Here is a 14,031-nt window from a genome sequence, read left to right as displayed (position 1 = left end):
AATCGAGATAAGAACAAGCAATGCCGGATTGGTGTGTCTTTCATGCTGATTTGTGCTTAATCAAATATTAATGCATCTATCACAAGGCATAATAATATGGATATTGTGACATTCATCCAATCGGCATTTCTGGGGCTACTTGAAGGCCTGACAGAATTTATTCCGGTATCCTCAACAGGACATATTATCTTAGCCGGTCACTTTATAGGGTTTGAATCGCCCAAAAAAGTTTTTGAAATTCTTATTCAACTCGGTGCTATTCTTGCTATTTTGACTGTCTATGCGGCAAAATTGACAAAAATTGTTTTTTCATTGCCATATGATCCTTCCTCGCGCCGTTTTGTTGCAAGTGTTTTGATCGCTTTTATACCGGCAGCCGTTATCGGTGCGTTGGCACATGATTTTATTGAAGGTGTATTGCTCGAATCACCAATGACTATTTGTGTGTCCTTGATCATCGGTGGTTTTGTTTTGCTTTTTGTTGATCGTTTGGCCGTCAGGCCACGTTATGACAATGCGATGCGTTATCCTCTCTGGCTCTGTCTTTGTGTCGGTTTCTGCCAATGTCTGGCGATGATTCCAGGGGTGTCACGCTCCGGTTCGACTATCGTCGGTGCCTTATTGTTGGGTGCAGATAAACGCTCGGCTGCCGAGTTTTCGTTTTTTCTGGCCATGCCGACCATGCTTGGTGCTTTTACGTTTACATTATTCAAGCATTATCGCGATTTGTCTTTGGATAATGGTTTATCGATTGCTGTAGGCTTTATTGTCGCTTTTATTTCTGGTGTCTTTGTGGTGCGTAAGCTGTTGGATTATGTTTCAAGTCATGGATATGTGTTTTTTGCCTGGTGGCGTATTATAGTCGGTCTTGCAGGGCTTGCCGGACTATGGCTTGTCGGGTAAGGATGCGGTTTCATTATTGATATATGATTATTACTTAACGGATAAGGTGAAGTTTTCGTTTGAGCAAAGGTAGGCTGAAGAATATTTTATCGGTTGTCGTGATATTGGCAGCTGGCGGCTATTTTTTTGATGATTTGACGAGTTCCGGCTATCTCAGCCGTTTGGAAGAGAGTTTTATAACTCTTGATCGCCATCCTCCGGTCGTCGGAACGGATGGCCATGAACGTGATGAAGAGTTTTTTCGACAGACCAGAGCGCTTCAGGGAACCGCACGATGGGAACTCGCCCGTAAGGATGCAAACGAGAATTTTGATTATATCCTTAAACGTTTTTCTGCCGTTCTACCTATAACACTGACCCCTCAAAATGTACCTGCGCTGGTAAAATTTGAAATGCATGTTGAAGCCGATGTTGATCGACTTGTAGGAAAAGCTAAAAATGTTTTTGATCGTCCGCGGCCGTTTCAGTATTTGGATGGTCCGATATGCACAGACAAGGCGCCTAAAAGTTATGACTATCCTTCTGGACATTCGACCCGTATTTTTACGGTCGGGTTTATTCTGATAAAGCTCTTTCCTGAATATAAGAACGATATTCTGGCTGTCGCCAATGACTATGCCTATAGTCGCGTTGTTTGTGGTGTGCATTCGATAAGTGCCGTTGAGGCAGCACAAAAATATGCCAGAGATATTTTTAAAAGGCTGGTTGAGGAAGAAGACTATCAGGCTGATTTTATCAAGGCTCGTCAAGAAATCGAAATCTTGAAAATGAATGCGGAAGAATAGCTTTTTATTGCGTGACAGCCTGAATAATGGCGGTGCGTAATTCATCAAGACCGCGCCCTTTTTCTGATGAAGTGGCAAGCAACAATGGGAAAGCGGCGGGGCGTTTAGAAATAGCCTGACGTGTGGCTGTCATCAATTTTTCTAATGCGGCCTCTTTGATTTTATCGGTCTTTGTCAGGACAAGCTGATAGGAAACAGCAGCTTTATCAAGCAAATCGAGTACTTCAGCATCATTTTTTTTAATGCCATGACGCGAGTCGATCAGGACATAGACACGCTTGAGGGTTGTGCGTCCGCGCAGATAGTCAAAAACAAGGCGTGTCCACTGATCTACCTGCTCTTTGGGTGCTTCGGCAAAACCGTAGCCGGGCATGTCGACAAGGGCCATGGGAGGCATGTCGTCTTTTTCGCCGCTATAACCTTCAGGTACAAAGTAATTAAGTTCCTGTGTGCGCCCCGGTGTGTTGGATGTGCGCGCTAATCCGTTGTGAATGGTCAAGGCATTGATCAATGACGATTTGCCGACGTTGGAGCGTCCGGCAAAAGCGATCTCCGGCGGGCCTTCCGGCGGTAGAAAGCGCATAGACGGTACTGAACGGATAAACACCCAATTGCGTGCAAACAACATCGGACTTTCCGGTTGGGAGGCCATTTATTTGGCCTCTCCTTTCGGTTTTTTCTTGAAGGTCGATTTGAGGTTGCCCCACAATTCGATTTTTGCGCCTTGGCGTTTCATAATGATACCCTGTTGGATGATCGATAGGGTATTATTCCATGCCCAGTATATAACCAGACCGGCAGGAAATGATGACAGCATGTATGTGAAGACAATTGGCATCCATGTGAAGATCATTGCCTGTGTAGGATCTGGTGGTGTCGGATTCATACGCATTTGTAAGAACATGGTAATGCCCATGATCAATGGCCAGACACCGATCATTAGGAAGGCAGGAACATGATAAGGTAAGAGACCGAACAGATTGAAAAGCGAAGTTGGATCGGGTGCAGCCAAATCCTGAATCCAGCCAAAGAAAGGGGCATGGCGCATTTCAATGGTAATATACAGCACCTTGTAAAGGGCAAAGAATATAGGCATCTGGATCAGGAGCGGCCAACAACCGGCTAAAGGATTGATCTTTTCTGTTTTATAAAGTTCCATGGTGGCCTGTTGCTGTTTGACTCGGTCATCAGCATATTTTTCCCGAATTTCCAGCATTTTAGGCTGTAAAACTTTCATTTTTGCCATGGATTTATAGGACTTGTTGGCCAGTGGAAACAGAGCGGCTTTCAGCAGGACTGTCACGAGCAGAATAGCGATGCCGAAATTACTGGTCAGCTTGTAGAGTATATCAATCAGCGAGAACATCGGCCGAGTAATAATTTTGAACCAGCCCCAGTCGATCAACTGGTCAAACTTTAGGATATTAAGACTTGATTCATATTTATTGATAACTTCAACACGCTTGGCACCGGCAAAAAGATGGTTGGTGATTGTCTGTGTGGCACCCGGTGCTACAGACAGACTTTTGCCGGTCAAGTCAGACTGGTAATGGGCATCGAATTGGTCAAAATAGATAAAACGGCTGGTATATTCTTCGTCTTGTGGTGGAATGGCTGTCACAGCCCAATATTTGTCTGTAATGCCGATCCAACCGCCTGTAGTTGCACCAAAAGCCATTTTCTTTTCATTTTTATCATCAAAAGACAGGTCTTTAAGTTTGGAATATTTCTCGCTTTGGACACCATTGTCGCCGATCACGCCGACCATGCCTTCATGCAACAGATAGGTTGTACTAACATGTTCCGGCGGTGCGGCGCGGGCAACGCGGGCATAAGGGGCAAAAGAAACTGTTTCCCCGCCATTGTTGGTAACAGAATCTGTAATCGTGAACATATAATGTTCATCGACTGCAATTTTACGGCGGAATGTAACGCCGTTGTTGGCTTCATAGATCAGCGTTACCGGTGTTTTCGGTGTAAGCTGATTGGTATTGCCTTCGATTTTCCATTGTGTGTTGTATTGTGGCAATGTACCAGCATTGTTTGTTCCGCCGGTGAAGCCGAATTCGGCAAAATAGGTGGCATTGAAACCTTCTGGATTGAGCAGAGCGATTTCGGGCGAATTCTTGTCGACTGTCATGCGATAGTTTTTGAGCAGCAGATCATCAAATTGTGCGCCAACAAGGTTGATCGAACCTTTAAGTTCAGGCGTATCAATTTCGATGCGCGGGTTTTTATCGAGTACGGTCTTACGTGCCTCGGGTGTCATTTCAATCGAGTCGGTAGCTGTTGCAGCGCTTTGCGGTGGTGCACTGGTCTCTGTCGATGTTGGAATGTGATTGGCAGCTGCATTTTCAGCTTTTTTAGCCTCTTCCAGCTGACGTGTAATTTCTTGTGCTTTCTGAAGGTCGGCATTTTTGGGCCAGACATAAAAATATTGCCATGCAAAGATCAGGCCAAAGGACAAAAAGATTGCGATAAAGAAATTACGGTTATATTCCATCAGTTTTGCCCTGTTTTATCTTTTAAAATCTTGTTGTTAGTCTTCATCCGGTGTTGGAGCTCATCACCGATCTTTTGAAAAGGCGCATTGATCAGATCAGGACGCGCCACAATCACATAATCGGTTCCTTGCCCGATGTCACGCCCTAATCGCAAACGAACAGCTTCACGTAGGCGTCTTTTAATACGGTTGCGCTTGACAGCATTACCGTTTTTTTTGCTGACGGTAAAACCGAAGCGGTCAGGATCTTCGGGGCCTGGTTTCTCGGCATCATTCCGGTGGCGTATTTCGAGAAGAAAAAGCGGTCCGCGTCGTTTTTCGCCTTGTCGTACGGCCAAAAACTCCGCTCTCTTGCGAAGGCGGAGTGGATGTTTGTTCGACATGGAAACCTCGCGCCATTTTTTGAAAAGCGGTGTATTCACGCCGCTAATAGGCGATCATCTGTTTTAGGCGGAAAGACGCTTGCGACCACGTGCACGGCGTGCTGCGATTACTTTACGACCACCAGTTGTAGCCATACGGGCACGAAAACCGTGGCGGCGTTTACGGACGAGTTTAGACGGTTGGTATGTACGTTTCATTTATTTAATTACCGCGGCGTGCGGCCCTTCTTGGTTCTGTGCCATATGACATCAGGAACGTTTGTTATTGTGTTATCGGCCAATGCAATGATGCAAAAGCATGGATTGCGGGCTTATATAGCCAGAGTGGTCGAGAGTCAACGCCGGAAAACGACGTGGTTTATAGGCCGTTGCGAATGGCTTTTGAATAATCTTGTCGTGGCATATGATTTCGCGGTTCAAGATGGGCCGATTTGACGAGATCGATCAGAGGGCGGGACGTGTCAATCAATTGGTGGTCATAAAGATAGGCCGGTAGCTGGCCTGAAAATACAATACGCAAATCCATAGGAATACCGGGATCAAAAAGCCGTGCCATATCGAATACAACCGTAGTACAATTGGTTGTCAGTGTATTGTAGAAACGGGGAGTTTTAGCAAGCTGGTCGGCTGTTTTGATATAGATTGTGAAAAGCTCGCGGGCTTTTTCCGGTGTAACATCCAGAGGGTAACGAAAGACTTGTTCTCGTCGTATATCGCTGCGCAGTTTGATAATATCTTCTTCGGTTGCGGCAATCATCGCTAGCTCGAATTGGCGGAAAAATCCGCCAATGGCTGAAAATTGTTCGTGTTTTTCGCGCCGTATTTCGGATGAAAAAACCAGATGTCGGCCATCGGCAAAATTGAATCCGACTAGCGTATGAGCGATATAAGGGCCCATCCAGTAGGAAAGATAGAGGTTAATGCCGGTAATCTGGTTGAGATTATAGCTTTCATCTCGCCAGTGCACTTCGCCTTGATCTGGGGTTGTCCAGTTGAAATCGCGTATGTTTTTTAGATAGGCCGTATCGTCTTTTATGGTGCCTTCGACCGTGTGGGCCAATGATGCATCCCAGTCACGATAGAGCGACGGTTTGATATTTGACCAGAAAAGGGCAAAGATGGCAAACATGATAATAGCGCTTAATCGTGTTTTCCAGCGTAGTAGGGGTGGATGACGATACCATTCGCCAGCAATTGCAATACAGCCCATGAAAAACCATATGGGGGCAATCAGAATAAAGATAGGTAGCCCGCCGGGAAGCTGAAACCAGAATGCGGCCAGAGACCAGAGCAGCACACTGAAAAGCAGAACACAGAGAATAAAACGCAAGAGATAGAGAAGCCATTTCATTATGTCTATGTGTTGCAAAACCGGTGCAAGGTCAATCGACAAGATGATATTTTGTCGAAGTCGCACAAAATTGATAAATACGCATGATTGCTTGTGCTATTTTGACTATTCGTAAACTTCTTTTCGGTTAAGGACGGGGTATGAGAAGTTTTGCTGTTGCCTTTGTCGGATTTTGGATTGTGGTGTTGCTGCCATTTACAGTGTGCAGCCAGAACGCCGTGGATTCATCCGCCTCCCGTCCTGCACCGCAAACTATGACAGAAAGACTGCCCGTGACTGATACTGATGACGCATCTGCACAATTTGTCCATCATGAACATTTCCACTATATTCTTGACAAGCCCAAGCAGCCTTCAGGCGAGCTGGTTGTTCTGCTGCATGGTTCGGGCGGTGATGAGACCACTCTGGTTTCTTTCGCTCGAAAAATATGGCCGCGTGCGGCTTTGCTCGGTGTGCGTGGGCGTCTTGTTCAAAATGGTGAAACGCGTTGGTTTCGCAAGCTGACTCCGACAACGTTTGATCAAAATGATGTCCATAAGGAAGCCGATGCTTTTGTGCGATTTTTAATCCGCCTTGGCAAAAATAGCAATTATGAGTTGTCGCAAGTCACCTTTGTCGGCTATTCTAATGGCGCCAATCTGCTGGCTGTTATTATGATGGATCACCCTGATTTGGTGCGTCGTGCTATATTGATGCGCTCCATGCCGGTACTGGATGATATGCCTGATGGCAATCTTTCCAAGACACAAGTTTTGACGATTGCCGGCAAGAAAGATGTTCTCTATTCACCTTACGCTCCAACATTGGCCGCACTTTTGAAACAGCAGGGCGCCAGGGTGGAAAGTTATACTGTGCCGGGCGATCATATGATTGGTGATGATGATCAAAAGATCATTGAGCGTTGGATTGGTTTGCAACAATCGGATCGGGTTTCGGCGGCAAAGCCGCTTACGGGGCAAAGTCGGGAGTGATTTAAATTTTTCTTGATAAAGCCTTGTGTATAGGTCCAAATATCGGTTTATTGTATATGGTCCTTAAGCCAATATGACTGAAAATCAGGAAAAACAAGTATGGCCTATGTCTCCAAGACTCAGATTTTAGATGAATTGCGCAAGGTTAAAGGCCCTGATTTTGAGAGTAATATTGTCGACCTTGGCCTAGTCTCAGAAATTTTTATTGCTGATGGCAAGGTGTTTTTTTCAATTACCGTATCGGCAGCTCAGGCTGATGTATTGGAGCCTTTGCGGCAGGCTGCTGAAAAAGTAGTGCTGGCGATTCCCGGTGTGCGTTCGGCTATGGTAACTTTGACAGCCGAACATAAGGCTTCTGCGGGTGCTATGCCGCGGGAAGAGGCAAAAAAAATTGTTGCACAGTCTGGTTCTTCCGCTTCACAAGCAGGACGGGCGCGCGCTGGCATACCGGAAAAGACGCCGGTTGAAGGTGTGCACCATATCATCGCCGTTGCATCCGGCAAAGGTGGCGTTGGCAAGTCGACAACGGCAATCAATCTTGCTTTGGCCTTGATGGCAGAGGGACTGAATGTCGGATTGATGGATGCCGATGTTTACGGCCCCTCGCTGCCTCGTTTGACAGGTCTTGTCGACCAGAAGCCTGAAGCGGTTGATGGTAAAAAGTTGAAGCCTTTGGAAAAATTCGGCTTACAGTTGATGTCGATGGGATTTTTGGTGGATGAAGAGCGGCCTATGGTGTGGCGTGGACCAATGGTGATGTCGGCTGTCAGCCAGATGTTGCGTGATGTTCTATGGGGGCCGCTTGATGTGCTGGTGGTTGATATGCCGCCAGGCACGGGTGATGCACAACTGACCCTTGCCCAGCAGGTTTCTCTTGCTGGTGCTGTGATTGTTTCCACACCGCAAGATTTGGCGCTTGTCGATGCCCGCAAAGGAATCGAGATGTTTTCCAAAGTTGGTGTACCTATTTTGGGTATTGTCGAAAATATGAGCTATTTTATCGCGCCTGATACCGGCAAGCGTTATGATATATTCGGTCATGGTGGTGCGCGTGAAGAAGCGGAAAAGCGACAGGTTGCCTTTTTGGGTGAAATACCGCTTGATCCGCAAATTCGTTCTTTATCGGATGCCGGTAAACCAATATTGATTAGCGAACCTGAAAGTGTACACAGCAAAAAGTATAGGGAAATCGCTGTTTTGATCCGTAAAGCATTAAAAATTTGATGGTTTTGATAGTGGGCGCTATGATAGAGGCGCTTATTGTGCTAGGATCATGTTATCAATGATTTGAGGATGTCTGATGGCTTTTGAAGATATCAAAGCGGAAATTGCCTTGTTGCTTGAAGAAATGGTCAATCAGCCGCATGATGTGCATGAAATCGAAATGGTTTTGCGAGAAAAGCTCAATATAATGCGCGCCGAAGGCCTAGTTTTACCTGATGATCTGGTTGAGCTCGAGAAAAAGCTGGATCGTGATCTTGATCGCCGAGGTGCCTGATTGCGTCGGTTTGTTGTTTTTTCGATTATAGCCGCAGTGCTTCTGATAAGTGGTTGTACAACCAATGACAGTGCGTCAAATCTGTCATTGGCATCATCCAGCCGATTGCAGCAGACGGCAATTGAAGGGGCCAAAGGCTCTCCTTTGTCACTGGCTTTTGATAATACGGATAAAGTACCGGTACCTGTTCTTAAAGAAAGTGCTTTTGCCGGAAATCAGGCACTTGAGAACCCACAAAAATATGCTGGGGGGGTGTCGGATGCTATGGTTTCCGAAGGGAATAAGAGTGTTGGGCAGCCATCGTCATCAAAATCCTCAGCGGTTGTTCTTGCGCATGCAACGCCGATGATTGAAGATCTTATCCGTAAGTATTCCACAGCCTATAATGTGCCTGAAGCATTAGTGCGGCGCGTGGTTAAGCGTGAAAGTGACGGTGATCCGCAAGCTAAAAACGGGCCTTATTGGGGATTGATGCAGATTTCTCATCCTACAGCTAAAGGTATGGGATATGATGGTAAGCCGGAAGGGCTGCTCGATGCCGAAACCAATTTAAGATATGCTGTCAAATATCTTGCAGGTGCTTATCAGGTTGCTGATGGTAATGATACACAGGCTGTCCGGCTTTATGCGCGCGGTTATTATTATGACGCCAAGGCCAAAGGGCTGTTGGAGCAGACGGGTTTGAAGCCGGGTCCCAATTCTCCACAAACGGCCTATGAAGCGGTTAATGCTGTTGCATCGAAAACGGCCGATGATCAAACGCCGGTTATGCTTGGCGGTGTACCGGTGCCTGCGGCCAAGCCAATGGACTGATTTACTCTTAATTGTGGTGTAAAGCTGCGCTTTGTCCTTTAAATCGGTTATGATGTGTGTCACAGCGGACATAACTCTTCTGCTTTCGGCGGTGAGAAAAGGGAGATGATAATGAGTGCTAACATGCGTGATCGGCTGATCGTCGGACTTGATGTTGCGAATGTCCAGCAGGCAGAAAAAATTGTTTCAGCTTTGGGCGATACGGCTTCATATTACAAGATCGGCTATCAACTGACTTTTGCCGGAGGCCTTGAATTTGCCCGTGAGCTTGTCGAACAGAAAAAACATGTTTTTCTTGATATGAAACTGCTGGATATTGATAATACGATTGCTTCTGCTGTCGAGAATATTATCAAGCTCGGTGTATCTATGTTGACGCTTCATGCCTATCCCAAAGCTATGACTGCAGCCGTCAAGGCAGCGCAAGGAAGTGATCTCTGTCTGCTTGGTGTAACGGTTTTAACATCTATGGATAATGCAGATCTGCAAGCGGCCGGTTATGCTATGGATGCGCGCAGTCTGGTAATGAAGCGGGCAGAGCAGGCTAAAGCAACCTGCATGGGGGGAGTTGTGGCCTCAGCTCATGAGGCAAAAGAAATCCGTGCGCTTGTTGGTCCTGACATGGCGATTGTTACACCGGGGATTCGTCCTGAAGGCTCTGATCATGGCGATCAGAAGCGTGTTATGACGCCTCGGTTAGCGATTGAAGCGGGAGCCAGCCATCTGGTTGTTGCCCGTCCTATCATCAAGGCAGATGATCCATTGACTGCGGCAAAAAGTATTCTGGCGCAGATGGCGCAGGCTGCATAAAAAGCTTTTATTATCTGGTCATGTTTTGGGAGGAACAAAGACCAACTTTGTAAGAAGTGGAAACTATCATGTATGAAGATCGTATCCGTAACAGTGCCCTGAAAAACAAAATCATGTCGGCGGATGATGCCGCTTGCCTGATCAAGGATGGCATGACAATCGGCATGAGCGGTTTTACCCGTGCCGGTGATGTGAAAGAAGTACCGATTGCCATGGCGAAACGGGCGGCAACCGATCCGTTCAAGATTACCTTGATTACGGGTGCATCTTTAGGACATGATGTTGATAAAATATTATGCGAAGCGGGTGTTACCGCGCGCCGTATGCCTTTTCAGGTTGATGCAACTCTGCGTGCTGCGATTAACCGTGGCGAGGTGATGTTTATTGATCAACATTTGTCGCAGACGGTCGAGCTATTGCGCTCTCATCAGTTGCCCAATATCGATTATGCAGTGATTGAGGCTTTGGCAATCCGCGAAGATGGCGGTATTATTCCGACTACCTCTATTGGTAATTCCGCATCTTTTGCAATTTTGGCCGATAAGATTATCGTCGAGATCAATACATCTACAAATATGGCTCTGGAAGGGCTGCATGATATTTATATTCCAACTAAGCGTCCATCGCGTGAACCGATACCGGTAATGCAGGTTGATAGCCGTGTTGGCACTGAATATGTTCCCGTTCCGCTGGATAAAATTGCTGCTATTGTTATCACCAATCAGGAAGATAGTCCGTCATCGGTATTGCCTGCTGATCATGAGACCAATTCCATTGCCGGCCATTTGATCGAATTCTTTAATCACGAGGTTAAGAAGGGCCGTCTGCCACTTAGTTTACATCCTATTCAGGCTGGTATCGGCACTATTGCCAATGCGGTTCTGACGGGGCTGGTCGACAGTCCTTTTCATAATTTGACCATGTATAGTGAGGTCTTACAGGATTCAACCTTCGATCTTTTTGATGCGGGCAAACTTAATTTTGCTTCAGCCTCATCAATTACGCTTAGTCAAGCTTGCGCCGCGCGGGTTTTCCCCAATATTGATAAATATAAAAGCCGTCTTATTCTGCGTCCGCAGGAAATATCCAATCATCCGGAAGTAATTCGGCGTTTGGGTATTATTGCTATTAATACGGCTCTTGAGTTTGATATTTATGGCAATGTCAATTCGACCCATGTCAATGGTACCCATATGATGAATGGAATCGGTGGGTCGGGTGATTTTGCCCGTAATGCCTATATGTCTGTTTTTGTCACAAAATCGGTCGCCAAGGGCGGCAAAATTTCGTCGATCGTGCCAATGGTTACCCATGTCGATCATACAGAACATGATGTTTGTATTCTGGTGACAGAAACCGGTCTTGCCGATTTGCGCGGCTTGGCCCCGCGTGAAAGGGCCAAGCAGATTATCGAGAATTGTGCCCATCCAGACTACCGTCCGATGTTGTGGGATTATTATGAGCGCGCTGCTAAAACACAACAAGGGCAAACCCCGCACTTGCTTGATGAGGCCTTTTCGTGGCATCGTCGGGCACAAGAGACCGGTAGTATGAAATAGGAATGGTGCATGGGTGACGACAAGAATTTTATTATTGGAGCCCATGCCTATATAGCACCGCGTCTTGAGCCAGCGCTCTATCTGGTTTCAACGCCAATTGGCAATTTAAAGGATATAACAATCCGTGCCTTGGAAGTGTTGGCTGGTGCCGATATTGTTGCTTGTGAGGATACGCGGGTCAGCCGGATATTGTTGGAACGCTATGCTATCCGGCAAAGACCTTTTGTCTATCAGGAACATAATGCGCAAATTGCCGGTCGTAAATTGATAGAACAAATGGATCAGGGGCAAAGTGTGGCTCTGATTTCAGATGCCGGTACACCGCTTTTATCAGATCCGGGGTTTAAGCTGGTGGAGGAAGCGCGTCTTGCCGGTCATAAGGTTATTCCCATTCCCGGTGCTTCTGCTTTGCTCGCAGCGTTGGTGGCCACCGGTTTGCCAACCGACAGTTTTCTATTTCATGGTTTCTTGCCAGCTAAAAAGAGCCAGAGAATAAAAAAACTGGAAGAAATGGTGTCTTTTGTGATGACGATTGTTTTCTATGAATCACCTCATCGTGTTGTCGAGTGCCTTGATGATATGGTTGAGGTTTTTGGGGCAGAGCGACAAGCAGCTTTATGCCGAGAACTGACAAAAACATTTGAGACAGTTGATGTTGCACGTTTGGATGATCTCGCACAGCGTTATCGTGAGCAAGATCGTATACGTGGTGAGATTGTACTTGTTGTTCATGGTCGCAGTGACGATAGTCCCTATTTCTCGGAAGAGGATGTTGATCGGCTTCTGTTGGAGTTGAGCCGCTCCATGTCTGCGGCAAAAGCAGCAGGCGAGGCAGCAAGAATGACGGGCAGACGAAAGAATATTCTTTATCAGCGTTTGGTTGCGTTACAGGATAGGCAGAGTGGTTAAATCTACCAAACAGGCTGCTTTTAAACGTGGCATAAGGGCTGAAACTTATGCCGCATGGTATCTGCGTTTCAAGGGATTTCGTATCGTCGTCAGACGATATAAAACAAGGTATGGCGAGATTGATTTGATTGCGCGGCGTGGTAACCTTGTGTTGATTGTTGAGGTTAAGGCACGTGATAGCCTTCAACAGGCAATGGAGGCGCTGGGGCGTTTGAGTGAGCAGCGTATTGAGGCAGCCGCCGATTATTGGTTGTCGCGTCAGCACTCTTATGAAAAGCTTTCGCTCCGGTTTGACTTGATTGCGATTATACCAAAACGCTGGCCTGTGCATATTCCAGCCTGCTTTAGCAGCCGTATTGGCAACTTATAGGACAATTTTCTGTCTTTATTGTTCAAATTGAAAAAAATATGCTCGCTGTGTTCATTGCACAATGAGACTATCTCTTATCTTGCACGCTTATTCTGGCGATAATGGTTTAGAATAAAAGGTGTTCTCTATGGCTGATCTTGAAAATAAGTTATCTGTTTTTCCCGCTTTTTTTAAAGTTAAGGGTCAACGTGTTGTTGTTGTTGGCAATGGTGTGGAAGCTTTAAATAAATTGCGTCTACTTGAAGAGACTGATGCCGATCTGGTAGCCGTGGCGCCAGCCCCTGATGCAGCACTGCAATCCTTTATTGAGAAAAAGACTATTTCTTGGTTAAATGTGCCTTTCCATGAAAGCCAGTTACAGGATGCAGCTCTTATTTTTGCGGCTGAGGGTGACATTGATGCAGATCAACGTGTGGCCGATGCGGCGCGGGCAGCCAGAATCCCACTTAATGTTGTCGATCGGCCGGAGCTTTGTGATTTTTATACGCCGGCTATTGTCAATCGTGCGCCGATTGCCGTTGCTATTGGGTCTGAAGGAACCGGCCCTGTGCTGACCCAGCTTATCCGAGCTCGCATTGATGCGCTTTTATGCCCATCTTTAGGGCGCTTAGCACGGTTTGCCCAAATATTCCGCGGGCGGGCCAAAGCTATCCCCAATGGTGCGGAACGGCGCTCATTCTGGGCATCTTTTTTTAATGGCTCGGTAGCGCGTGCTATCGAAACAGGTGATGAGAAGGCTGCGATGGATGCGGCTGAAGCCTTGTTGGATGGCAAGCGCGGCCTTGACGGGCATGTTTTTTTGATGTCGGTTTCCCATGCGAAGGCTGACCAGTTAACATTGCGCGGTCAGCGGGCTTTGATGGAGGCCGATCTCATTATTTATGACGACAATGTCAATGAAGATATTGTTAAGCTGGGCCGTCGTGATGCCGAACGGCGTATTGCACCACGTAACGTACGTGAAAGTGTTTGGCAAAGTCGCTCTCAGGCACGTCAGGGCCGTCAGGTGGTGCGGCTTTATGCATCCGATTATATCATGGCCGAAGAGATTGTGATTTTAAGCGAATCTTGTGCGGCGTTTGATATTATTGCCAGCGTTAGCGATGAAAATGATCCTGCGATTTCGGCACGACGCATTAAAATGAGTGCACGTAAGACATTGGCAGCTTAATAGGG

The 14,031-nt window shown here is 46.7% G+C and carries 16 protein-coding genes; 11 read left to right on the top strand and 5 right to left on the bottom strand.

The features are described from left to right. The first annotated feature begins 96 nt into the window (after window positions 1-96). Window positions 97-903, top strand: coding sequence for an undecaprenyl-diphosphate phosphatase (locus ACYZ97_RS08730; protein WP_473298190.1), 807 nt, complete (start codon window positions 97-99; stop codon window positions 901-903). A 59-nt stretch (window positions 904-962) separates the two neighbouring features. Continuing rightward, window positions 963-1,688: an acid phosphatase gene (locus ACYZ97_RS08725; protein ID WP_473298189.1), complete on the top strand. Its 726-nt coding sequence runs from the start codon at window positions 963-965 to the stop codon at window positions 1,686-1,688. Between the two features lie 4 nt (window positions 1,689-1,692). On the opposite strand, the gene yihA is transcribed toward ACYZ97_RS08725, so the two are convergent. The 5 genes from yihA to ACYZ97_RS08700 all read right to left on the bottom strand — a co-directional run bounded on the left by yihA (window position 1,693) and on the right by ACYZ97_RS08700 (window position 5,925). Continuing rightward, window positions 1,693-2,340: a ribosome biogenesis GTP-binding protein YihA/YsxC gene (yihA, locus tag ACYZ97_RS08720; RefSeq protein WP_473298187.1), complete on the bottom strand. Its 648-nt coding sequence runs from the start codon at window positions 2,338-2,340 to the stop codon at window positions 1,693-1,695. Further along, window positions 2,341-4,191: a membrane protein insertase YidC gene (gene yidC, locus ACYZ97_RS08715; protein ID WP_473298186.1), complete on the bottom strand. Its 1,851-nt coding sequence runs from the start codon at window positions 4,189-4,191 to the stop codon at window positions 2,341-2,343. Continuing rightward, on the bottom strand, window positions 4,191-4,574 hold the full coding sequence (gene rnpA, locus ACYZ97_RS08710; RefSeq protein WP_473298185.1) for a ribonuclease P protein component: 384 nt from the start codon (window positions 4,572-4,574) through the stop codon (window positions 4,191-4,193). The genes yidC and rnpA overlap by 1 nt, the downstream gene beginning before the upstream one ends. Window positions 4,575-4,637: 63 nt before the next feature. Continuing rightward, entirely contained in the window at window positions 4,638-4,772 is a 135-nt protein-coding gene (gene rpmH / locus ACYZ97_RS08705) for a 50S ribosomal protein L34 (protein ID WP_026501365.1), read from the bottom strand. A 160-nt stretch (window positions 4,773-4,932) separates the two neighbouring features. Then, window positions 4,933-5,925 (bottom strand): Lnb N-terminal periplasmic domain-containing protein, encoded by a 993-nt coding sequence (locus tag ACYZ97_RS08700; protein ID WP_473298183.1) that lies wholly within the window; start codon window positions 5,923-5,925, stop codon window positions 4,933-4,935. A gap of 140 nt (window positions 5,926-6,065) precedes the next feature. On the opposite strand from ACYZ97_RS08700, the gene ACYZ97_RS08695 reads away from it, so the two are divergent. From ACYZ97_RS08695 to ACYZ97_RS08655, 9 genes are all read left to right on the top strand, one after another. After that, window positions 6,066-6,896, top strand: coding sequence for an alpha/beta hydrolase (locus ACYZ97_RS08695; RefSeq protein WP_473298181.1), 831 nt, complete (start codon window positions 6,066-6,068; stop codon window positions 6,894-6,896). Window positions 6,897-6,995: 99 nt separating this feature from the next. Continuing rightward, the gene (locus ACYZ97_RS08690; protein WP_473298179.1) at window positions 6,996-8,120 is read left to right on the top strand and encodes an Mrp/NBP35 family ATP-binding protein; all 1,125 of its coding nucleotides are present in this window, start codon (window positions 6,996-6,998) and stop codon (window positions 8,118-8,120) included. A 76-nt stretch (window positions 8,121-8,196) separates the two neighbouring features. Continuing rightward, window positions 8,197-8,394 (top strand): hypothetical protein, encoded by a 198-nt coding sequence (locus ACYZ97_RS08685; protein WP_473298177.1) that lies wholly within the window; start codon window positions 8,197-8,199, stop codon window positions 8,392-8,394. Continuing rightward, entirely contained in the window at window positions 8,395-9,207 is an 813-nt protein-coding gene (locus ACYZ97_RS08680) for a transglycosylase SLT domain-containing protein (RefSeq protein WP_473298175.1), read from the top strand. A gap of 123 nt (window positions 9,208-9,330) precedes the next feature. Next, window positions 9,331-10,017: an orotidine-5'-phosphate decarboxylase gene (gene pyrF, locus ACYZ97_RS08675; protein ID WP_473300670.1), complete on the top strand. Its 687-nt coding sequence runs from the start codon at window positions 9,331-9,333 to the stop codon at window positions 10,015-10,017. Window positions 10,018-10,085: 68 nt separating this feature from the next. Next, window positions 10,086-11,576, top strand: coding sequence for an acetyl-CoA hydrolase/transferase family protein (locus ACYZ97_RS08670; RefSeq protein ID WP_473298173.1), 1,491 nt, complete (start codon window positions 10,086-10,088; stop codon window positions 11,574-11,576). A gap of 9 nt (window positions 11,577-11,585) precedes the next feature. Further along, window positions 11,586-12,485, top strand: coding sequence for a 16S rRNA (cytidine(1402)-2'-O)-methyltransferase (gene rsmI, locus ACYZ97_RS08665; RefSeq protein ID WP_473298171.1), 900 nt, complete (start codon window positions 11,586-11,588; stop codon window positions 12,483-12,485). Then, window positions 12,478-12,855 (top strand): YraN family protein, encoded by a 378-nt coding sequence (locus ACYZ97_RS08660; RefSeq protein ID WP_473298169.1) that lies wholly within the window; start codon window positions 12,478-12,480, stop codon window positions 12,853-12,855. The genes rsmI and ACYZ97_RS08660 overlap by 8 nt, the downstream gene beginning before the upstream one ends. 127 nt (window positions 12,856-12,982) lie before the next feature. Beyond that, a complete protein-coding gene (locus ACYZ97_RS08655) occupies window positions 12,983-14,026 on the top strand; it encodes a siroheme synthase (RefSeq protein WP_473298167.1) in 1,044 nt (347 codons plus the stop codon). Window positions 14,027-14,031: the final 5 nt, after the last annotated feature.

This window comes from Bartonella sp. bp_1 (genome assembly GCF_055808085.1).
Note: the sequence above shows the minus strand (reverse complement) of the source record. Positions and strands in the feature narration are given on the sequence as shown.